This window comes from Kitasatospora sp. NPDC097643, assembly GCF_040302625.1.
GTDB lineage: Bacteria > Actinomycetota > Actinomycetes > Streptomycetales > Streptomycetaceae > Kitasatospora.
This window is the reverse complement of sequence record NZ_JBEOSA010000006.1, coordinates 32138-51696: the sequence shown is the minus strand read 5'-3', so window position 1 is coordinate 51696 and position 19559 is coordinate 32138. Positions and strand designations below refer to the sequence as shown.

The following is a 19559-nucleotide window of genomic DNA, read 5'->3' as shown; positions in this document are numbered from 1 at the left end:
TTGGCAGGCTCGCGGTCATGACCTCCTGAGATCCGGGCCCTTCGTGCCCCACTTGTCCGTCCGGTGTCCTTCCCGGCCGCGTCGGCGTCGCGCGCACGTTCCGCGCCATACGCCCTGTGCCCCCGTCGCCGTACGGCCCGGGCCCGTGCCCGAGGTCGTCCGCGCTCCCGTGCTCCCCGCTGCCCCTCCCTCCGCCTCCGGCCTCCCGCCGTTCCGTTCGCATCGGAGTGTCATGCCGCTCACCCCACTGCCGCTCGCCGACCCCGGCAGTCCCGATCTCTCCTCACCCCTGGCCTTCCTGCGCTGGCTCCAGCGCGGCCAGCGGCGCGGGCAGGTGCGTGCCACCTGCTGGGCGCTGCTGGAGATGGGCGGCCAGGCCGCCCTGCCGGTCCCGCTCGGGGCCGGTGTGCAGGCCGCCGTCGACGGTGACGCGGCCGGGATCTGGCGGGCCGGCGGCCTCGCGCTGGCGCTGGCCGCGGTCACCTCGCTGGGCACCGTCCTGCTGCACCGCCAGGCGGTCTGGAACTGGATCCACGCCGCCACCCACGTAAGGCAGTTGGTGGCGCGGCAGGCCTCGCACCTCGGGGCCGGGCTGTCCCGCCGGATCGCCACCGGCGAGGTCGTCGCGGTCGGCAGCGGGGACGTCGAGCGGATCGGCTGGTACGTGGAGCTGGTCGCGCGGGTCCGGGCCGCGGTGATCGTCTGGCTGGCGGTCAGCGCGGTGGTGCTGGTGGTCCAGCCGGTGCTCGGGCTCGGCGTGCTGCTCGGGGTCCCGGTGCTGGCGGCCGCGGTCTGGCCGCTGATCGGGCCGTTCGAGCGGCGGTACGCGGAGCAGCGGGCGCTCGGCGGCAAGGCGACCGAGCTGGCCGCCGACACGGTGGCCGGGCTGCGGGTGCTGCGCGGCATCGGTGGTGAGGAGCTGTTCCTGGACCGGTACCGGGAGGCCTCGCAGAAGGTCCGCGCGGCGGCCGTCCGGTCGGCCCGGCTCTGGTCCCTGATGCAGGCCCAACAGGTGCTGCTGCCCGGCCTGTTCGTGGTCGGCGTCACCTGGTACGGGGCCCGGCTGGCGGCCGGCGGCGACCTGGCCGTGGGCACCCTGATCGCGGTCTACGGCGCCACCGCCTTCCTGGCGGCGCCGCTGCGGATCCTGGGCGAGGCCGCGCACGCCTGGAGCGTCGCCCGGGTCTCGGCCGGGCGGGCCGTGCGGGTGCTCTCGCTGAGCCGGACCAGCGGCGTCGCCGAGGCCGCGCTGAACCGGCCCGGGCACGCCGACCTGTACGACCCGGCGAGCGGGCTCACCGCGCGGGCGGGCGAGCTCACCGCGGTGGTCTGCGGTGACCCGGACTTCGCCGGGGCACTCGCCGAGCGGTTGGGCGGGCACGTCCCGCTGGCCGACGGCGAGCAGCCGCAGCCCTCCGTCCGGCTCGGCGGCACCGAGCTGGACGCGGTGCCGCTGGCCGAGGCCAGGGCGGCGGTGCTGGTCCACGACAAGGAGCCGGTGCTGCTCTCCGGCACCCTGGCCGGGCTGTTCGACATCCCGTCCTCGGGGCGGGTCACGGTGTTCGAGGCGCTGGCCGCGGCCCGGTCCGACGACGTGCTGGAGGCCCTGGTGGACGGCTCGCCGGACTGCGCGGGGGACGCCATGCGGGCCCGGATCACCGAGCGCGGGCGCTCGCTGTCCGGCGGCCAGCGCCAGCGGCTGGCCCTCGCCCGCGCGCTGCTGGCCGACCCGCCGGTGCTCGTCCTGGACGAGCCGACCAGTGCGGTGGACGCCCACACCGAGTCGCGGATCGCCGCCGGGCTGCGCGACAACCGGGTGGGCCGGACCACCGTGGTGTTCGCGACCAGTCCGCTGCTGCTGGACCGGGCGGACCGGGTGGTGCTGGTCCGGGAGGGCCGTGCCGTCGCGGCCGGGCGGCACCGCGAGCTGATGCGCACCGAGCCCGGGTACCGGGCGGTGGTCACCCGTGGTGAGGAGCCGGCCCCGCCGTCGGCCGAGGGCGCGGCCGGGGCGCAGCGCGTCGGCGCCGGATCCGCGCGCCCGGAGGCGAGCGGGCGGGTCGCGGTGGGGGAGTCGGCATGAGCGTCCGGTCCAACTGTTTCGACGAACGTCCGAGGAGTAGGTCATGAAGCCCCCCGATCAACAGGAGCAGGGACCGGCGGCCACGCTGCCGGTCGGCTCGCCGGCCGCCGTGCGCGCGTACCTGGGGCTGCTGGCGCGGCGCCACCGGGGCTCCTTCTCGGCGGTGGTGGCGCTGCACTCGGTGGCCACCCTGGCCGGGCTGGTCGGCCCGTGGGTGCTCGGCGGTCTGGTGGAGTCGCTGGCCACCGGCACCGTCGAGGCCACCCTGGCGGTGGCGGTCGGCTGGTACCTGCTGGCGCTGGCAGTGCAGTCCGCCTTCACCTGGTGGTCGCGGATGCGCGGCGCCATGCTCGGCGAGCGGGTGCTGGCGGACCTGCGCGAGGACTTCCTGGTCCGCTCGGTCGCGCTGCCGACCGGTGTGCTGGAACGGGCCGGCACCGGGGACCTGGTCTCGCGGGGGACCACCGACATCGACCGGCTGGACAAGTCGGTGCGCGAGGCGGTGCCCGAGCTCGCCGTCGCGGTGGTGTCCCTGCTGCTGGTGCTCGGCGCGCTGGCGCTGACCTCGCCGTTGCTGGCGCTGACCTCGCTGGTCGGGCTGCCGCTGCTGCTGGCCACCTCCCGCTGGTACTTCCGGCGCGCGCCGCAGTCCTACCGCAACGAGTCGGCCGGGTACGCCGCGGTGAACACCGTGCTGGCCGAGACGGTGGACGCCGGGCGGACGGTCGAGGCGCTGCGGCTGGGCGACCGGCGGGTCGCGCTGACCGACCGCAAGCTGCGCGAGTGGATCGCCTGGGAGCGGTACACCCTGTGGCTGCGCTCGGTCTGGTTCCCGACCATCGACGCGGTGTACACCGCGGCGGTGCTGGCCACCCTGGTGGTCGGCGGGCTGCTCGCCGTCCGGGGCTGGATCACCGTGGGCCAGTTGACCGCCGGCGTGCTGTACGCGCAGATGCTGACCGGGCCGGTCGACCTGATCCTGCGCTGGTACGACGAGCTGCAGATCGGTCAGGCCTCGCTGGCCCGGCTGGTCGGCGTCCGCGAGGTGCCCGCCCACGAGGGTGACGAGTCCATCCTGCCGGACGGCCGCCGGGTCGAGGCCCGGGACGTCCGGTTCGGGTACCGCGAGGGCGCGGACGTCCTGCACGGGATCAGCCTGGACGTCGCCCCGGGCAGCCGGGTCGCCCTGGTCGGGCCGTCCGGGGCGGGAAAGTCCACCCTCGGGCGGCTGCTGGCCGGGATCTACGCGCCCGGCCGGGGCAGCGTGACGCTCGGCGGTGCGGCGCTGTCCCGGCTGCCGGCCGAGCGGGTGCGGGCGGAGGTGGCCCTGGTCAACCAGGAGCACCACGTCTTCGTCGGCACCCTGCGGGACAACCTGCGGCTGGCCGCGCCCGGGGCGGACGACACCGAGCTGCGGGCCGCGCTCGACGCGGTGGACGCCGGCGGCTGGGTGGACGCGCTGCCGGAGGGTCTGGACACCGAGGTCGGCTCCGGCAACACCTCGCTGACCCCGCCGCAGGCGCAGCAACTGGCGCTGGCCCGGCTGGTGCTGGCCGATCCGCACACCCTGGTGCTGGACGAGGCCACCTCGCTGCTGGACCCGCGGGCCGCCCGGCACCTGGAGCGCTCGCTGTCCCGGGTGCTGGAGGGCCGGACGGTGATCGCCATCGCCCACCGGCTGCACACCGCGCACGACGCGGACGTGATCGCGGTGGTCGAGGGCGGGCGGATCAGCGAGTACGGCAGCCACCCGGAGCTGGTCGCGGCCGGCGGCCCGTACGCGGCGCTCTGGCGCTCCTGGCGGGACGAGGGGTAGCGGGTGGCTTCTTTAAACCCGCACGGGGCCGGATTGCCCCGTGCGGGTTACTCCCTGGCCCGCAAGGGCGCGTAACCGGGCAAAACGCGGCACCGGCCCGCAGACTGCTCCGGTGACCAAGATTTCAGACGGTTCGTCCGGTTCCAAGCGCAGCGGGATCGGCGGGATCCCCACCCGGTACATCGGGATCGGCGTCATCGTCGTCCTCGCGGTGTGGTTCCTGTTCGCCAACCTCGACAAGGTGCAGATCCAGTTCTGGGTCTTCACCGTCACCGCGCCGCTCTGGATCGCGCTGCTGGCCACCCTGATCGCCGGTGGCGTGCTGGGCTGGCTGCTGAAGGGGCGGCGCGGCCGGTGACCACCGACCCCGCCACCGCGCCGGCCGGTCCGTCGGCCTTCGCCCCGCTGATCGAACTGCGCGGCGTCAACAAGCACTTCGGCGACCTGCACGTGTTGCAGGACATCGAGCTGACGGTCGGCCGGGGCGAGGTCGTGGTGGTGATCGGGCCGTCCGGCTCGGGCAAGTCGACGCTCTGCCGGGCCATCAACCGGCTGGAGCCGATCGAGGGCGGCACCATCGTGATCGACGGCCGGCCGCTGCCCGAGGAGGGGAAGGGGCTGGCCCGGCTGCGGGCCGAGGTCGGCATGGTGTTCCAGTCCTTCAACCTGTTCGCGCACAAGACGGTGCTGCAGAACGTCTCGCTGGCGCAGATCAAGGTGCGCGGGCGGCCCCGGGCCGACGCGGACGCGAAGTCCCGCGCACTGCTGGAGCGGGTGGGCCTGGTGGCGCACGCCGACAAGTACCCGGCCCAGCTCTCCGGTGGGCAGCAGCAGCGGGTCGCGATCGCCCGGGCGCTGGCGATGGACCCCAAGGCGCTGCTCTTCGACGAGCCGACCTCGGCCCTCGACCCGGAGATGATCAACGAGGTGCTGGACGTGATGCGCCAGCTCGCGCACGAGGGCATGACGATGGTCGTGGTCACCCACGAGATGGGTTTCGCCCGGGCCTCCGCGAACCGCGTGGTGTTCATGGCCGACGGCCGGATCGTCGAGGACCGCGCCCCGGAGGAGTTCTTCAGCGCCCCCGCGAGCGAGCGCGCCCGGGACTTCCTCTCCAAGATCCTGAAGCACTGAGGCGGCCGCTGTGACGAGGAGGGCCACGCGACGAGGAGGCGCGCGTGACGGGGAGGCGCATGTGACGGGGAGGGCCACGTTCGCCGCGGCCGTCCTGCTCACCCTGCTGGCCGCCGGGTGCGGCAAGGCCGGCACACCGCCGCCCAAGGGGCCGCAGCCCAGCTCGCTGCCGAGCTACCAGGTGCAGGACGCCGCCGCGATCACCGGCTCGCCCACCCTGGACGCCGCGCGCGCCCGGGGCCACCTGGTGGTCGGCGCCAAGGAGGACCAGCCGTACCTGGGCCAGAAGAACCCGGCCACCGGCGAGTACTCCGGCTTCGACATCGAGATCGCCAAGATGGTCGGCGCCGACCTCGGCTTCGCGCCGGACCGCATCCAGTTCAAGACCATCGCCTCGGCCAACCGCGAGACCGCGCTGCAGAACGGCCAGGTGGACTACTACGTCGGCACCTACACCATCAACGACAACCGGAAGAAGCTGGTCGGCTTCGCCGGGCCGTACTACCTGGCCGGGCAGTCGCTGCTGGTGGGCAAGAACAACACCAGCATCCACGGCCCGGAGGACCTGAACGGGAAGAAGGTCTGCTCGGCGGCCGGCTCGACCCCGTACCAGCGGATCCAGAAGCAGTACCCGCAGGCGAAGCTGATCGCCTACGACACCTACTCGGCCTGCGTGGACAACCTGATCACCGGCCAGGTCGACGCGGTGACCACGGACAACAGCATCCTGATGGGCTACGCGGCCAAGGTGCCGGACGAGCTCAAGGTGGTCGGCCCGCTGTTCTCCAAGGAGCCGTACGGGATCGGCGTCCCGAAGAACGACACCGCGCTGCGGTACGCGCTCGACGACGCCCTGGCCCGCCACGAGGAGAACGGCGACTGGAAGAAGGCCTACGACGCGACCCTCGGCCTGTCCGGGGTGCCCGCGCCGACCCCGCCGCCGATCGACCGGTACTGAGAGGGGCCGCGCTGTGAAGACGCTGACCGACAACTGGTCGACCTACTGGGAAGGCTTCCTCGGCACGCTCTCGCTGTTCGCGGTGAGCGCCGTGCTCTCGCTGGTGCTCGGCGTGCTGATCGCGGGCTTCCGGGTCTCGCCGGTGCGGCCGCTGCGCGTGTTCGGGACGGCATGGGTGACGCTGCTGCGCAACACGCCGCTGACCCTGCTGTTCTTCATCGTGGTGCTGGGCCTGCCGCGGTTCGACATCACGCTGCCGTTCTTCACCTTCGCGGTGCTCGCGCTCGGCTGCTACACCTCGGCGTTCGTCTGCGAGGCGATGCGTTCGGGGGTGAACACCGTGCCGACCGGGCAGGGGGAGGCGGCGCGCAGCCTGGGGATGAGCTTCGGGCAGACGATGGGCCTGGTGGTGCTGCCGCAGGCGTACCGGTCGGTGGTCGCGCCGCTCGGCAGTGTGATGATCGCGCTGGCGAAGAACACGGCGATCGCCGGCTCGTTCAGCGTCACCGAGCTGCTGGGCACCTACCGGACGATCAACGAGCTGGGCTACAGCATCGTCTGGACCTTCGTCTGGATCGCCGTCGGCTACCTGATCATCACCCTGGCCATCAGCGCCGTCTTCAACCTGCTGGAACGACGAGTGGCGGTGTCGCGATGACCGTTGAAGCCTCGGCGCTGTACGACGTCCCCGGCCCGAGGGCGCTGGCCCGGCACCGGCTGTACGGCGCGATCGCGCTGGTGCTGATCGCGGCGCTGATCGGCTGGATCGTCTACATGCTGTTCCACACCCACCAGTTCACCGAGCAGAAGTGGATGTTCTTCGAGTACGAGGGCGTGCAGGACCTGCTGCTGCGCGGGCTCGGGAACACCCTGAAGGCCTTCGGCTGGACGGTGCTGTTCGCGCTGCCGTTCGGTGCGCTGTTCGCGGCCGGGCGGCTCTCCGACCACCGGGTGGTGCGCTGGGCCAGCACGCTGGTGGTGGAGTTCTTCCGGGCCATGCCGGTGCTGGTGATGATCTTCTTCGTGTTCGTGGCGCTCAAGGTGCAGCCGCTGTGGGCGCTGGTGGCCGGGCTGGTGCTGTACAACGGCTCGGTGCTGGCGGAGGTGTTCCGGGCCGGCGTGCTGGCGGTGCCGAAGGGGCAGCGGGAGGCGGCGTACGCGCTGGGCATGCGCAAGACCCAGGTGATGTCGTACGTGCTGGTGCCGCAGGCCAACCGGGCGATGCTGCCCGCGATCATCAGCCAGCTGGTGGTCGCGCTCAAGGACACCTCGCTGGGCTTCCTGATCACCTACGAGGAGTTCCTGCACGCGGGCAAGCTGATCGCCACCAACCTGGACTACGACCTGCCGTTCATCCCGGTGGTGATCGTGATCACGCCGATCTACATCGGGATGTGCCTGCTGCTCTCCTGGCTGGCGCGCTGGGTCGAGCGGCGCAGCCGGCGCAGCCCGCGGATGCGGGGCGGGGCGCCGGTGGCCAGGGCCGAGGTGGCGTTGGGGCTGCCGCCGTCGACGCAGGGCTGAGGGGTCGGGCCGGGCATTGGTTCGGTGACTAACCATAGGCGGGGGTGGGGGTAGGGCCGGTACCTCCAATTTCCCCTTATGATTTGGGGGACTGGACGCGGACGACCGGGTGGAGGGGCCATGGAGCCGGTATTCGACTCGCGGCACATCAGGACGTTCCACGAGGTGGTCCGGGCCGGGTCGTACTCGGCCGCCGCCCGCGAACTGGGCTACACCCAGCCCGCCATCACCCAGCAGATGAAGGCGCTCGAACGCACCGTCGGCGTCCCGCTGTTCACCCGCGCCGGGCGCGGACTGCGGCTCACCGAGGCCGGCGAGGCGCTGTCCCGGCACGCCGAGGTGATCCTCGGCAGCCTCTCCGCCGCCCAGCAACAGCTCGCCGCGCTCGCCCGGCTGCGCGCCGGACGCGTCCGGGTCTGCGCCTTCCCCAGCGCCAACGCCACCCTGATACCGGAGGCGATGGCCCGGCTGCTCGCCGAGCACCCGGGCGTGCGGGTCGAACTGCTGGAGGCCGAGCCGCCCGACTCCGTCCAGCGGCTGCTTCGCGGGGAGTGTGACATCGCGCTGGCCTTCCGCTATCCCGGCGGCACGACCGAGGTGCCGGACGGCCTGGACGAGATCCCGCTGATGGAGGACCTGCTCACCGTGCTGCTGCCGGTCGGGCACCCGCTCGGCCGCCGGCACGCCGTCCGGCTTTCCGACCTCGACGGGGAGCGCTGGATCGCGGGCTGTCCGCGCTGCCGGGCCAACCTGCTGAACGTCTGCGCGGAGGAGGGCTTCGCGCCGGACATCGTGTTCTCCACGGACGACAACCTGGCGGTGCAGAGCCTGGTCGCGGCCGGGGTGGGGATCGCCCTGATGCCCGCGCTGGTGCTCTCCTTCATGTGCCACCGCAAGGTCACCGGGCGGGCCGTCGAACCGCACCTGCGGCGGCAGGTGAGCGCGTACGTGCTGCGCGAGCACCGGCGGATACCGGCCACCGGGCTGGTGCTGGACCACCTGCGGCAGGCGGCGGCGAGCCGGGTCGGCTGCTGAGTCCGCAGCGGCCTCGCCGCGAGACTTATAAGCGGGGTTTGGGGGAGAGCTTACAAACCCTCGTTGGACGTGATGGATCGACTGGGTCGAACCTGCTCGCATGACCTCCTCGTGCACGGTCGACAGCGGCCGCCTCACCGAGCGGATGACGGCGCTGATCGGTGAGATCCGCGCCGTCGTGGACCGCGGGCTGCCCCCGGAACTCACCGCGTACCTGGTCGGCGAGCGCCTCGCGCCCCATCTGCGGGTCGATCCCGACGGGCCCGATGCGCTGCTCACCCCCGACCAGCGCGAGGGCGACCCCGAGCGCTACCGCCAGCACATCCTGCACGCCGAGGAGGACGGCGGCTTCTCCGTCGTGGCCCTCGTCTGGCTGCCCGGACAGCGCACCCCGATCCACGACCACGTCTCCTGGTGCGTGGCCGGCGTCCACCAGGGCCAGGAGAGCGAAATCCGCTACCGGCTGATCTCCGACGGCCGCACCGCCCGGCTGGTCGAGACCGAGCGGGTGACCGGCCCGGCCGGCACCGTCGCCGCCTTCGCGCCGCCCGGTGACATCCACCTGGTGCGCAACGCCTGTAGCACCACCGCCATCTCCATCCACGTGTACGGCGCCAACGTCTCGCGGCTCGGCACCAGCATCCGGCGGGTCTACCAGCTGCCCGCCGACCAGCAGCAGTGAGGGCGGCGTGGCACTGACACTCAGGGCGCGGGCCACCCGCACCCGCTTGCTCCCCCCGCTCGGCGGCGACGCGCCCGGGCTGCTGCTCGCGGCCGTCGGGGTGCTGGCCGCGATCGGCGTCCACGCGGCCGTCCCCGCCATCCCCAAGCTCACCGCGGCCGTCCTGCTCGGCATGGCGGTGGCCCACCTGCCCGGGCTGCGCCCGGTCGTACGGGGGGTCGCCCGGCCGGGGCTGTCCACGGCCGGGAAGCGGCTGATGCGGCTCGGGATCGTCCTGCTCGGGCTCAAGCTCAGCCTGGGCGACGTGCTCGGGCTCGGCTGGGCTACCGTCGCCATGGTGCTCGCGGTGGTCGCCGCCACCTTCACCGGCACGGTGTGGCTGGGCCGACGGCTCGGCCTGCCCGGGGACCAGCCGCTGCTGGTCGCCACCGGGTACTCGATCTGCGGGGCCTCGGCGATCGGCGCGGTCAGCCAGGCGGCCGGCAGCGAGGAGGAGGACGTCGCCGCCTCGGTCGCGCTGGTCACCCTGTGCGGCACGCTGGCGATCGCCGTGCTGCCGCTGCTCCAGCACCCGCTGGGGCTGGGCGAGGCGGAGTTCGGGCGCTGGGTCGGCGCGAGCGTGCACGACGTCGGGCAGGTGGTCGCCACCGCGCAGACCGGCGGGGCCGGGGCGCTGCGCGAGGCCGTGCTGGTCAAGCTGATGCGGGTGGTGCTGCTGGCGCCGTTGGTCGCCGGGGTGGCGGTCGCCGTGCGGCGGGGCGTGGTGGCGCGGGCCTCGGGCGAGGTCGGGGACAAAACGAACATTGGCGAACGTTCTTCTAAAAACTCGGTCAAAGCCGACGTGCGGCCGCCGATCGTCCCGCTGTTCGTGGCGGGGTTCCTGGCGATGATCGTCCTGCGGACCACCGGGGTGCTGCCGGAGCGGGCGCTCACCCTGGCCGGGGACGCCCAGGAGCTGCTGCTGGCAGCGGCGTTGTTCGGCCTGGGCAGCGCCGTGCACCTGCCGACCATGATTCGTACCGGCGGGCGGATCGCCCTGCTCGGGCTCGGTTCCTGGGTCGTGGTCGCGGGCGTTTCGTACGCCGGGGTGCTGATCACGACGTGACGGGTGCGGGTGCGGACTCGGCTATTGTCGGGCGGGTACGTACTCGTCCGTTGGGACGGCCCCCCGCACCCGAGTTCGCCGAGGAAGACGCATGCCCACCGCACTGCCCGAACGGGACGGTCACGACGCCGTCGTCACGCTCGACCGGCGGGAGGGCCCGTACGGCGAGGTGGTCCTGCGGCAGCGGGGGCGGCACTTCGAGATCATCGCCAACGGCTGCTTCCTGATGGACACCGCCGACGGCCGCTCCGAGCGCCTGCTGATCCAGGCCGCGCTGGACGAGCTGGACCGCACCGGCGCGGCGGTGGAGCGGCCGGCGGTGCTGATCGGCGGGCTCGGCGTCGGCTTCTCGCTGGCGTACGCGGTGGCCGAGCCGCGCTGGGGGCGGATCGCGATCGTCGAGCGGGAGACCGCGATCATCGACTGGCACCGGAGCGGCCCGCTGGGCGCCTTCTCCGGCGGCGCGCTGGCCGACGAGCGGGTCGAGGTGCTCCACACCGACCTGCTGGAGTACCTGGCGGCGGCCGACGGCGCCCGGTACCACGCGCTCTGCCTGGACATCGACAACGGCCCGGACTGGACCGTCACCGACTCCAACGCCGGCCTGTACGGCGCGGACGGGCTCGCGGTGCTCTGGCACCGGCTGCAGCCCGGCGGGGTGCTGGCGGTGTGGAGCGCGCAGCCCTCCCCGGCCTTCGAGGAGGCGCTGCGCGCGGCGGGCTTCTCGGACGTCGTCACGCACGAAGTCCCGGTCGGCCGGGGCGTGCCCGACGTGGTCCACCTGGCCCGGCGCGCGGGCTGACCGCGCGCCCGGCCAAGTCGCCCGCTACTTCAGGCCGTTGTCCACGGCGGCCATCAACTCGCCGCCGCTGGTGTCACCGTCGAAGGACCAGACCATCGCGCCGGCCAGCCCCTGGGACTTGATCCAGGCGGTCTTGCGGGCGATCTCGGTCGGGTCGTCGTAGGTGTAGAACACGGTGCCGTTGTAGAGGTAGGCGAAGCCGGCCACCGGATCCCGGTAGAGGGTGTAACCGCCGCTCGTGGCAAGGTCCTTGAGCTTGTGGTAGTCCTCGAAGCCGTTCTCGTAGCTGCCCGGCGCGGGGCCGGTCGCGCTCTGGAAGAGGCCGTTGGTGGTGCCGCGCGGCACGCCCGTCCAGCCGCGGCCGTAGAACGGGATGCCCAGGGTGAGCTTGCTCTTCGGGGCGCCGCCGTTGAGGTAGGCGTTGATCGCGATCTCGGAGCTGAACTGGCGGTCCGGCTTGCTCGGGTCGCCGGCCGCGAGCTTCAGCGCGGACTGCTGATTGGTCGTCATCTCCCAGGCCCCGTGGTAGTCGTAGCCCTGGATGGTGGCGAAGTCGAAGGCGCCGAACAGGCCGGGGATGTCGATGCCGGCGGAGATCTTCGCCGGGTCGGCGGGCAGGAAGGCGCTCAGCGTGTAGTGCTTGCCGGTGGAGGCGCCCAGGGCGTCCAGCTGGCGGCGGAACTCCTGGGCCAGCAAGGTGTAGTTGGCCTTGTCCTCGGGGCGGAAGATGTTCCCGGTGTGCCCGTCGGAGTTCGGCCACTCCCAGTCGAGGTCGATGCCGTCGAAGATGCCGGCCGCGCTGCCCGGGCCGCCCCGGCCGTCGATCACCGGCAGGTTGCCCTTGAGGTACATGTCGATGCAGGAGCTGACCAGCGCCTTGCGGGAGGCGTCGCTGCTCGCCGCGTCGGAGAACCACTTGCTGTAGGACCAACCGCCCAGCGAGATCTGGATCTTGAGGTTGGGGTACTTCGCCTTGAGCTGCTTGAGCTGGTTGAAGTTGCCCGCCAGCTTCTGGTCCCAGGTGTCGGTGGTGCCGGCCACCGAGTTGCCCGCGTCCCAGCCCTTGCCGAAGTCGGCCCAGGCGTCACCGGCGCCGTCGCCCGCGTTCGGGTCGGAGTCGTTCCCGGCCGCCTTGTTGGTGATGAAGCACTGCTTGGTGGTCGGGTGGATGTTGGCGAAGGCGTAGTTGAGCGTGGTGAGCCGGCCGGCCGAGCCGGAGGTGTCCAGCTGCTTCACGCTGTAGCCGCGGGCGTAGATGCTCCACTGGGTGAAGTAGCCGATCCTCAGGGCGCCTTGGCTGCTGCCGCCGGGCTTGGTCCGGGCGGTGACCGGGCCGGAGGCGGGGGAGGTGTTGCCGGCCGCGTCGCGGGCCTTCACAGTGAAGGTGTACCCGGTGTCCGGGGCCAGGTTGCCGACCGTCGCGGCGGTGCCGGTGACCGTCACGGCCGGCGCGGAGCCGTTGTAGACGTCGTAGCCGACGACGCCGGTGTTGTCGGTGCTCGGGGCCCAACTCAGCGAGACGCTGGTGGAGTCCGAACCGGTGACGACGGGGGTGCCGGGGGCGGTCGGCGGCTGGTTGTCCGGGGTGGTCGGCTGGGTGGTGACGCTGACCGGGCCGGCGGCCGCTGAACGGTTCCCGGCGGCGTCGAAGGCCTGCACGGTGAACTGGTAGGCGGTGTCGGCGGTCAGGCCGGTCACGGTGACGGCGGTGGTGGCGCCGTCGGTGGTGGCCACCTTGGTGCCGTTCCGGAAGACGTCGTAGCCGGTGACGCCGACGTCGTCGGTGCTCGCCGTCCAGGCCAGGCCGACCGAGGTCTGGGTGACGGAGGTGGAGTGCAGGCCGCCCGGGACGCTCGGCGGGGTCTGGTCGTTGCCGCCGCCGTCGCACGGCTTCCCGTTCAACTTGCAGTTCAGCAGGGGCTGGTAGGCACCCGAGTAGGCGATGTTGAAGCCGAAGGCGTAGGAACCGCCGGGCTGGATGGCGCTCGCCCAGCTCGGGTTCTTCACCGTGACGTGGGAGGCGGCGGTGGTGTACGTCGCGTTCCAGAGCGAGGCGACGGTGTTGTTGGCGGGCAGGTCGAACTCCAGCGTCCAGCCGTTGAGCGCGGCGCTGGAGCCGTTGGTGATGGTGTACGAACCCTCGTAGCCGGTGCCCCAGTCGCTGCCCTTGGTCAGGGCGGCGGTGGCCGAACCGGCGGCGCTCGCGGCGCCGGCCGGGAGGGCGGCGGCCAGCATCGGGACGAGCAGGGTGGCGGCCGCGAGCAGCGGCAGGCGGATCCGACGTCTGCGCATGAGGTGGCTCCTGTCCCGGGGCCGCCGGGCGTGCCTGGATGCCCCGATACCTGTGGGGAGGTGGCAGGTGCGTGCGGGAGCTCCGGCCGTGGGGGTGGCCGGAACGGAGCCTCGGGCCGTCGGGGTGCGCGGAGGGTCCGGTGCCTCCCGAGGGTAGGGAGCCGGTCGTCAACTGGCAAGAGGTATGGACCAGTTGGCGAGGGGGCGGCGGTGGGTGCGGGCTCGCGAGGGCGGTGGGGGGCGGCTGCTAGCCTCGGCGGCGGGTAGTGCACTAGTGCGGTGTGGAGGAGTGGGCATGGAGCAGGGCGGGACGCCGTCGGAGCGGATCCTGGCCGAGTTGCGGCGACGGATCGCGGCGGGGGAGCTGGCGCCGGGGGAGCGGGTGCCGTCCACCCGGCGGATCACTCGGGAGTGGGGTGTGGCGATGGCGACCGCGACCAAGGTGCTGACCCGGTTGCGGGAGGAGGGGCTGGTCCGGGCCGTGCCGGGGGTCGGCACGGTGGTGGCGGAGCGGGCGGCGGTGGGGCGGGCGCAGGCGGCGCGCGCGGCGGGGACGGTCGAGCCGATCGTGGCGGCCGAGGGGGCGGTCGAACCGGCGGCAGGGGCGGTCGGGGGGCGTCGGGCGCACGGCGGGGAGCGGGACCTCTCCCGCGAACGGATCGTCGCGACCGCGGTGCGGGTGGCCGATGCCGAGGGGCTGGCGGCGCTCTCGATGCGTCGGGTCGCGACCGAGCTCGGGGCCGCGACCATGTCGCTCTACCGCCATGTGCCGGGCAAGGACGAGCTGTTGCGGTTGATGATGGGCGAGGCCTTCCGCGAGCAGCCGCTGCCGGACCCGATGCCGTCCGGCTGGCGGGCGGGCCTGGAGACGGTCGCGCGGTTGCAGTGGCGGATCTACCGGCGGCATCCGTGGCTCGCGGCCACGATGTCGTTCACCCGGCCGGTGCTCGCGCCGGACGCCGCCCTCCACACCGAGCGGTCGATGTCGGCGCTGTCCGGGCTGGGGCTGCGGCCGGAGGAGATGGCCCAGGCGTCCGTCACGGTCGCGGCCTTCGTCTGCGGGCTGGCCGTCCACTTCGAGCGGGAGGCGCAGGACGAGCAGGACAGTGGCCTGTCGGCGGACGAGTGGATGGACCGCCAGGAGCACGAGGCGAACCTCGGGCTGATGGCGGATCCGGAGCTGTTCCCGATGTTCGACGCGCTGAGCCGGGGGCCGGAGATCGACATGAGCCTGGAGGCGCTCTTCGAGTTCGGGTTGGGGCGGATGCTGGACGGGATCGGCACGCTGGTGGAACGGCGGGCGGGAGCGGGCGGGTAGCGGCGGACGGATGACGGCGAACAGATTTCAGCGAACAGATAACAGAGTCTGAAATCTGTTATCTGTTCGCTGAAATCTGTCAGCTGTCAGTTGTCATCTGTTCCCCGCCCCGGCCCGCCCCGCCTCCTTCCGGCCTCAGCCGAACGGGCGGGCCTCCGGCTCCGCGGGTGTCTCCTGCTCCGCGATCGCCGCGGGGGCGTTCGGGAGGGGCGGCAGGGTCTCCGGGGCGAAGGGGTTGAAGTCCGGCGGGGGGATCATGACCGGCGTGCCCTTCGGCTTGCCCGGCTCCGCGGCCGTGGCCTCCACCGGCGCGGCCGGGGCAACCGGGGCGGGGACGGTCGGCGGTGCGGAGGGCGGCGGAGGGACCGGCGGGCCCTGCGTGGCGAGCCGGGTGCCGAACGGGTCGGGCGGCTGCTCGGCCGTCACCGTGCCGAACGGGTCGGTGGCCTGGGCGGCCGGGGCTGCCTGGGCCAGGACCGGCTGGGGGGTGTTCGGGAGGGGTGGCAGGGTCTCCGGGGCGAAGGGGTTGAAGTCCGGCGGGGGGATCATGACCGGCGTGCCCTTCGGCTTGCCCGGCTCCGCCGGCGTGGCCTCCACCGGCGCGGCCGGGGCGGCAGCGACCGGGGGCGCCTCGGCGACCGGCGCGAACGGGTTGAAGTCCGCGGGCGGGACGCTCACCGGAGTACCGCGCAGGTGCACCGGGACCTCCTCCGGGAGCTCCTGGGCAGGCACGGGCACGGGCACGAGTTCGGGCGCGGGAGCGGGAGCCGGGACCGCCACGGCCACCGGTGCGGCCGGCTCGCCGTCCCAGCCGAACTGGACGCTCCTCAGCAGCTCCGCGAACACCTCCGTGTACAGCTCCCAGTCCTCCGGCTGCGCCGTGGAGAGCTGGACGCACAGCACGGTGCCGCCGTCCGGCAGCGGGACGAAGGCCTCGACCGCCGAGGTGACCACCCAGCGCCGCTGCCCGTCGCCGGCCAGCGGCCCGGGCACCGGTGCGGTCCGGCCCTCGACGAGGACGGCGGCCGGTCCGGCCGGCAGCAGGACGGTCCACACCTCGGCGTGCCGCCGCACGGTGGCGAGCTCGGTGGCGAGCTCGGTGATCGGCAGCGGGTGCCGGGCGAGCGAGACGACGAGCGCGGCGTTGGAGGTCCGGCCGCCCAGGTCGAGGGCGCAGACGCCCGCGTAGACCGTGCCGGAGGCGTGGACCAGGTCGGCGAGGGTGGCGGAGATCACCGCGAAGTCGCGGCGCGGGGCCGCCCCGGTGCCGCTGAACAGTTCCTCGGCGACCTCGGCCAGATGCCGGGTCAGCTCCTCGGCGGCCGCCGCGGTGGCGGCGTCGGCGCCCGGTGCCCCGGCGGGGAGCGCGGGTACCGTACGGGCGGTGACCCCGGCCGGTCCGCCCGGGGAGGTCAGCGGGTGGAACCCGGGCGGGACGACCAGCCGGACCTCGGCGCCCGCCCCGGTGGGCAGTTCGACCGGCTGCCGGGTCTGCCGACCGGCCGCCAGCGCGGCCAGGGCGGGGGCGAACGGCGGGCGCAGCTTGGCGTCGGCGAACTCGCCGGTGACCGGCAGCTGGAAGAGCGCGGCCGAGGTGGTGCCCCGGTCGGCGATCGCGCCGCGCACCGCGCCGCCGCCGTAGCGGTGCAGCAGGGCGGCGGTCACCCGGTCCGCGACCGGGGTGCCGGTGCCGGGGCGGGCCGTCCCGGCGGTGAGTACGGTGCCGAGCCGGTCCACGGCCGCGTGCACCGGTCCGTTGGGGGCCAGCGGCAGGCCGAACAGCGCTTCGGCGGCGGGGTGTTCGGCGGGGCGCAGGGCGGTCAGCGAGGCCGCGGGCAGGCGCGAGGTCCGTTCGTCGAAGAGGGCGTCGGTGAGGGTGCCGAGGGTCGCGCAGACCTGCTCGGCAGCTGCGAAGGGGTTGGCCTCCGCGCTGAACTGGACGTCCTGGGTCAACTGTTGAGCCCCCCGCTCTGCTGCGTCTGCGGTCGCTGGTTCGAGTGGGACCGGGCGTGCCCGGGACGGCCTGCCGTCGGATCCCAGCTCATTCCTATCAGAGCCCGCAGTCCGGGCAGAACCGGTGGATCACCCGTCGGACCCGGGCTCCTGGGCAGCCACGTCGTCGGCCCCGACGGCGAGCGCGGTGACCGCCTCGGTGATCCCGGGGACGGCGAACAGCCCGGCGAGGTCCCGGACCAGGCGCCCGGTCGGCCCGTCCGGCCGTTCCGCGGCGAAGAACCCGGCCAGTTCGACGGCCAGCGCGGGCTCCCGGGCCGCGGTGAGGGTGAGCGCGGCGACGAACTCCTGCACCAGGTGCAGTTGCAGTTCCTCCAGCGGCACCGACCGCTCGCCCAGCCACTCCAGCGAGGTGATCTCGGCGTTGGCGATCCAGGCCCGTACGGTCAGCCGCAGGCCGGGGCTGGGCGCGGGGATCGCCAGGTGGGACAGGATCTGGTCGGCGGCGGCGCGCCGCACCTCGTCGATCACCGCCGAGGTGCCCGGGCTGGCCGCGACCGAGCCGCCCCGCAGCAGCGCCGCGAAGCCCGGCCCGTGGCTCTGCACGAAGTCCAGGTAGCGGCCCATCACCCGGTACAGGCGCTCGGACAGCGGCCCGTCGGCGGGTTCCTCGAAGCGGGCCGAGAGCTCCTGCCCGGCCCGGCGCAGCGACTCCTCGTACAGTGCCTGCTTGCCGGGGAAGTAGTGGTACACCAGCGGCCGGGAGGCGCCCGCGGCGGCGGCGATGTCGTCGATCGACACCTCCTCCGGCGGGCGCCGGCTGAACAGTTCCAGGGCGACGGCGATCAGCTGCTCGCGCCGCTCGTCCACGCTCAGCCGGCGGCGGGGCCGCTCCCCCGCCGGGGCCCGGTCCGGTGGCGGGGTCCGTTCAGCGCGGGCGGCCGTCGGCGACGGCGTACGGGAGGCCATGCGCGTCACCCTATCCGGCGACCGGGGCGGGGCCTATGCGGCCCGGAAGTCCAGGTAGCGGCGGTAGGCCTCGCGGCCGTCGGGGACGAAGTCCTCCCGGGTGAGGCGGTCGGCGAGTTCGGCGGGGGTGAGCCAGGCGTGCCAGGCGACCTCGGACTCCTGCGGGGAGACCGGGCCGTCCCACCGGGCCTCGTACAGGTCGCACCACCAGGAGAGGTGGTCCTGCTGGAAGAGGAACTTGAACAGCGGGCGGGGGGCGATGCCGTGGACGCCGAGTTCCTCCTCGGCCTCGCGGACGGCGGCGTCGGCGTAGGTCTCGCCGGAGCCGACGACGCCGCCGACGAACATGTCGTACGCGCCGGGGGCGAAGAGCTTGGTGTCGGTGCGCCGGTGGACGAAGATCCGGCCCTCCGGGTCGCGGACCAGGATGAAGACGCACCGGTGGGTCAGCCCCTGCCGGTACACCTCCCCGCGCACCGCGGTCCCGATCACCCGGTCGTGCTCGTCGACGACGTCCAGCAACTCTTCAGCGGGGTTGGTCATGAGGGACAGGTTAGGGTTTCCGGGCCCGGTTCGAACGCGGGCGCGAACAGACAGCGGATCACGAACGGGATCCGGACAGCGGATCCGGACAGGCTGAGGGCGGCGCGTGGTGGTGGAGATCTGGGGCGAGACGGCCGAGGGCTTCGAGCCGGTACGGGAGGCCTTCGCGCGGAACTTCCGGGAGTACGGCGAACTGGGCGCGGCCTTCGCGCTGTACCTGCACGGCCGCAAGGTGGTGGACCTGTGGGGCGGTGACGCCCGGCCCGAGGTCGGCGGCCGGCCCGCGCCGGCGGTGCCCTGGACGGCGGACACCGTCCAGGTGCTGCGCTCGGTCACCAAGGGCCTGACCGCGACCACCGCGCTGCTGCTGGCCGAGCGCGGCCTGCTCGACCTGGACGCGCCGGTGGCCTCGTACTGGCCCGAGTTCGCGGCGGCCGGCAAGGGCGGGGTGCCGGTGAGCTGGCTGCTCTCGCACCAGGCCGGGGTGCCCGCGCTGGACGTGCCGCTGCGCCTGGAGGACGTGCTGACCTGGGAGCGCGCGGCCGCCGCCGTCGCCGCGCAGGCGCCCGCCTGGGAGCCCGGCACCGCGCACGGCTACCACCCGTACACCTTCGGCTGGCTGGTCGGCGAAGTGGTGCGGCGGGTGAGCGGGCGGACCGTCGGCCAGTACTTCGCGGAGGAGATCGCCCGGCCGCTCGGGCTGGACCTGTGGATCGGGCTGCCGGCCGGGGCCGCGCCCCGGGTCGGCCGGCTGGTCGACCTGCCGGCGCCGGAGGCGGCCCGGACCGGGCCGAGCGGGCTGCGGCTGCGGCCCAAGCAGTCCATCCGGGACGCCTACCAGGATCCGACCTCGCTGACCGCTCGGGCGTTCGCCTCGGTGCGTCCGGGCGTGGACATGAACGATCCGGCGGTGCAGGCCGCCGAGATCCCGGGCGCGGGCGGGATCGGTACGGCCCGTTCGGTGGCCCGGTTCTACGCGGCGCTGATCGGCGTCGCGGACCGCTCGGACGGCTCCGGCGCCCTGCTGCCGCCGCTGCTCGGGCCGCAGGTGCTGAGCCGGGCGGTCGGGCCGGTGGTGAGCGGGCCGGACCGGGTGCTGGTCATCAACTCCACGTTCGGCTTGGGCTTCTTCCGGCACAGCCCGACCTCGCTGATGGCCTCCCCGGCGAGCTTCGGCCACCCGGGCCGGGGCGGCTCGCTGGGCTTCGCCGACCCGGACCTCGGGCTGGGCTTCGGCTACGTCACCAACGGGATGCAGCCGGGGGTCACCGGGGACGTCCGCTCGCGCAACCTGATCCGCGCGGTGCGGGGGTGCCTGGGCCTGGCGGGGTAGGGCCGGCCGCGC

17 protein-coding genes are annotated in these 19559 nt (G+C 73.7%); 13 read left to right on the top strand and 4 right to left on the bottom strand.

Features of this window, described 5'->3' with window-relative positions; translation table 11 throughout:
- Positions 1–232 precede the first annotated feature (232 nt).
- From ABTY15_RS06235 to ABTY15_RS06185, 11 genes are all read left to right on the top strand, one after another.
- Positions 233–2083 carry an ABC transporter transmembrane domain-containing protein gene (locus ABTY15_RS06235; RefSeq protein ID WP_350576857.1) on the top strand — a complete coding sequence of 617 codons (1851 nt, stop codon included), beginning with the start codon at positions 233–235 and terminating at the stop codon, positions 2081–2083.
- A 43-nt stretch (positions 2084–2126) separates the two neighbouring features.
- Positions 2127–3899 carry an ABC transporter ATP-binding protein gene (locus ABTY15_RS06230; RefSeq protein WP_350576854.1) on the top strand — a complete coding sequence of 591 codons (1773 nt, stop codon included), beginning with the start codon at positions 2127–2129 and terminating at the stop codon, positions 3897–3899.
- A 112-nt stretch (positions 3900–4011) separates the two neighbouring features.
- Positions 4012–4257, top strand: coding sequence for a lipopolysaccharide assembly protein LapA domain-containing protein (locus ABTY15_RS06225; protein WP_350576851.1), 246 nt, complete (start codon positions 4012–4014; stop codon positions 4255–4257).
- Positions 4258–4304: 47 nt separating this feature from the next.
- A complete protein-coding gene (locus tag ABTY15_RS06220; protein ID WP_350577205.1) occupies positions 4305–5033 on the top strand; it encodes an amino acid ABC transporter ATP-binding protein in 729 nt (242 codons plus the stop codon).
- A gap of 61 nt (positions 5034–5094) precedes the next feature.
- Entirely contained in the window at positions 5095–5991 is an 897-nt protein-coding gene (locus ABTY15_RS06215; protein ID WP_350576848.1) for a glutamate ABC transporter substrate-binding protein, read from the top strand.
- 13 nt (positions 5992–6004) lie between these two features.
- Positions 6005–6649: an amino acid ABC transporter permease gene (locus ABTY15_RS06210; protein ID WP_350576845.1), complete on the top strand. Its 645-nt coding sequence runs from the start codon at positions 6005–6007 to the stop codon at positions 6647–6649.
- A complete protein-coding gene (locus ABTY15_RS06205; RefSeq protein WP_350576842.1) occupies positions 6646–7515 on the top strand; it encodes an amino acid ABC transporter permease in 870 nt (289 codons plus the stop codon). Before ABTY15_RS06210 ends, ABTY15_RS06205 begins: the two co-directional genes overlap by 4 nt.
- A 120-nt stretch (positions 7516–7635) precedes the next feature.
- Positions 7636–8550, top strand: a complete 915-nt coding sequence (locus ABTY15_RS06200) for a LysR family transcriptional regulator (RefSeq protein WP_350576839.1) — start codon at positions 7636–7638, stop codon at positions 8548–8550.
- Between the two features lie 100 nt (positions 8551–8650).
- Positions 8651–9232, top strand: a complete 582-nt coding sequence (locus tag ABTY15_RS06195) for a cysteine dioxygenase family protein (RefSeq protein ID WP_350576836.1) — start codon at positions 8651–8653, stop codon at positions 9230–9232.
- A gap of 13 nt (positions 9233–9245) precedes the next feature.
- Entirely contained in the window at positions 9246–10337 is a 1092-nt protein-coding gene (locus tag ABTY15_RS06190; RefSeq protein ID WP_350577197.1) for a YeiH family protein, read from the top strand.
- Between the two features lie 91 nt (positions 10338–10428).
- Entirely contained in the window at positions 10429–11139 is a 711-nt protein-coding gene (locus ABTY15_RS06185) for a spermidine synthase family protein (protein ID WP_350576834.1), read from the top strand.
- A 24-nt stretch (positions 11140–11163) separates the two neighbouring features.
- Here the strand turns inward: ABTY15_RS06185 and ABTY15_RS06180 are convergent, their stop codons facing one another.
- Positions 11164–13431, bottom strand: coding sequence for a glycosyl hydrolase family 18 protein (locus ABTY15_RS06180; RefSeq protein WP_350576831.1), 2268 nt, complete (start codon positions 13429–13431; stop codon positions 11164–11166).
- A 295-nt stretch (positions 13432–13726) separates the two neighbouring features.
- Between ABTY15_RS06180 and ABTY15_RS06175 the strand changes: the two genes are divergently transcribed.
- On the top strand, positions 13727–14749 hold the full coding sequence (locus ABTY15_RS06175; RefSeq protein ID WP_350576828.1) for a TetR/AcrR family transcriptional regulator C-terminal domain-containing protein: 1023 nt from the start codon (positions 13727–13729) through the stop codon (positions 14747–14749).
- 135 nt (positions 14750–14884) lie between these two features.
- Here ABTY15_RS06175 and ABTY15_RS06170 read toward each other — a convergent pair whose 3' ends face one another.
- The 3 genes from ABTY15_RS06170 to ABTY15_RS06160 form a co-directional block, all read right to left on the bottom strand.
- Positions 14885–16702 (bottom strand): hypothetical protein, encoded by a 1818-nt coding sequence (locus ABTY15_RS06170; protein ID WP_350576825.1) that lies wholly within the window; start codon positions 16700–16702, stop codon positions 14885–14887.
- 129 nt (positions 16703–16831) lie between these two features.
- A complete protein-coding gene (locus ABTY15_RS06165) occupies positions 16832–17671 on the bottom strand; it encodes a TetR/AcrR family transcriptional regulator (RefSeq protein ID WP_502893428.1) in 840 nt (279 codons plus the stop codon).
- 33 nt (positions 17672–17704) lie between these two features.
- Positions 17705–18214, bottom strand: a complete 510-nt coding sequence (locus ABTY15_RS06160) for an NUDIX hydrolase (RefSeq protein ID WP_350576822.1) — start codon at positions 18212–18214, stop codon at positions 17705–17707.
- 109 nt (positions 18215–18323) lie between these two features.
- Between ABTY15_RS06160 and ABTY15_RS06155 the strand changes: the two genes are divergently transcribed.
- Positions 18324–19547 carry a serine hydrolase domain-containing protein gene (locus ABTY15_RS06155; RefSeq protein ID WP_350577192.1) on the top strand — a complete coding sequence of 408 codons (1224 nt, stop codon included), beginning with the start codon at positions 18324–18326 and terminating at the stop codon, positions 19545–19547.
- The last annotated feature ends 12 nt before the right edge of the window (positions 19548–19559 follow it).

What these genes read in the sequence shown, in the direction of transcription:
- ABTY15_RS06235 (WP_350576857.1), top strand. Translation starts at nt 233, where the DNA reads ATGCCGCTCACCCCACTGCCGCTCGCCGACCCCGGCAGTCCCGATCTC.
- ABTY15_RS06230 (WP_350576854.1), top strand. Translation starts at nt 2,127, where the DNA reads ATGAAGCCCCCCGATCAACAGGAGCAGGGACCGGCGGCCACGCTGCCG.
- ABTY15_RS06205 (WP_350576842.1), top strand. Translation starts at nt 6,646, where the DNA reads ATGACCGTTGAAGCCTCGGCGCTGTACGACGTCCCCGGCCCGAGGGCG.
- ABTY15_RS06200 (WP_350576839.1), top strand. Translation starts at nt 7,636, where the DNA reads ATGGAGCCGGTATTCGACTCGCGGCACATCAGGACGTTCCACGAGGTG.
- ABTY15_RS06195 (WP_350576836.1), top strand. Translation starts at nt 8,651, where the DNA reads ATGACCTCCTCGTGCACGGTCGACAGCGGCCGCCTCACCGAGCGGATG.
- ABTY15_RS06185 (WP_350576834.1), top strand. Translation starts at nt 10,429, where the DNA reads ATGCCCACCGCACTGCCCGAACGGGACGGTCACGACGCCGTCGTCACG.
- ABTY15_RS06180 (WP_350576831.1), bottom strand. Translation starts at nt 13,431, where the DNA reads ATGCGCAGACGTCGGATCCGCCTGCCGCTGCTCGCGGCCGCCACCCTG.
- ABTY15_RS06175 (WP_350576828.1), top strand. Translation starts at nt 13,727, where the DNA reads ATGGAGCAGGGCGGGACGCCGTCGGAGCGGATCCTGGCCGAGTTGCGG.
- ABTY15_RS06165 (WP_502893428.1), bottom strand. Translation starts at nt 17,671, where the DNA reads ATGGCCTCCCGTACGCCGTCGCCGACGGCCGCCCGCGCTGAACGGACC.
- ABTY15_RS06160 (WP_350576822.1), bottom strand. Translation starts at nt 18,214, where the DNA reads ATGACCAACCCCGCTGAAGAGTTGCTGGACGTCGTCGACGAGCACGAC.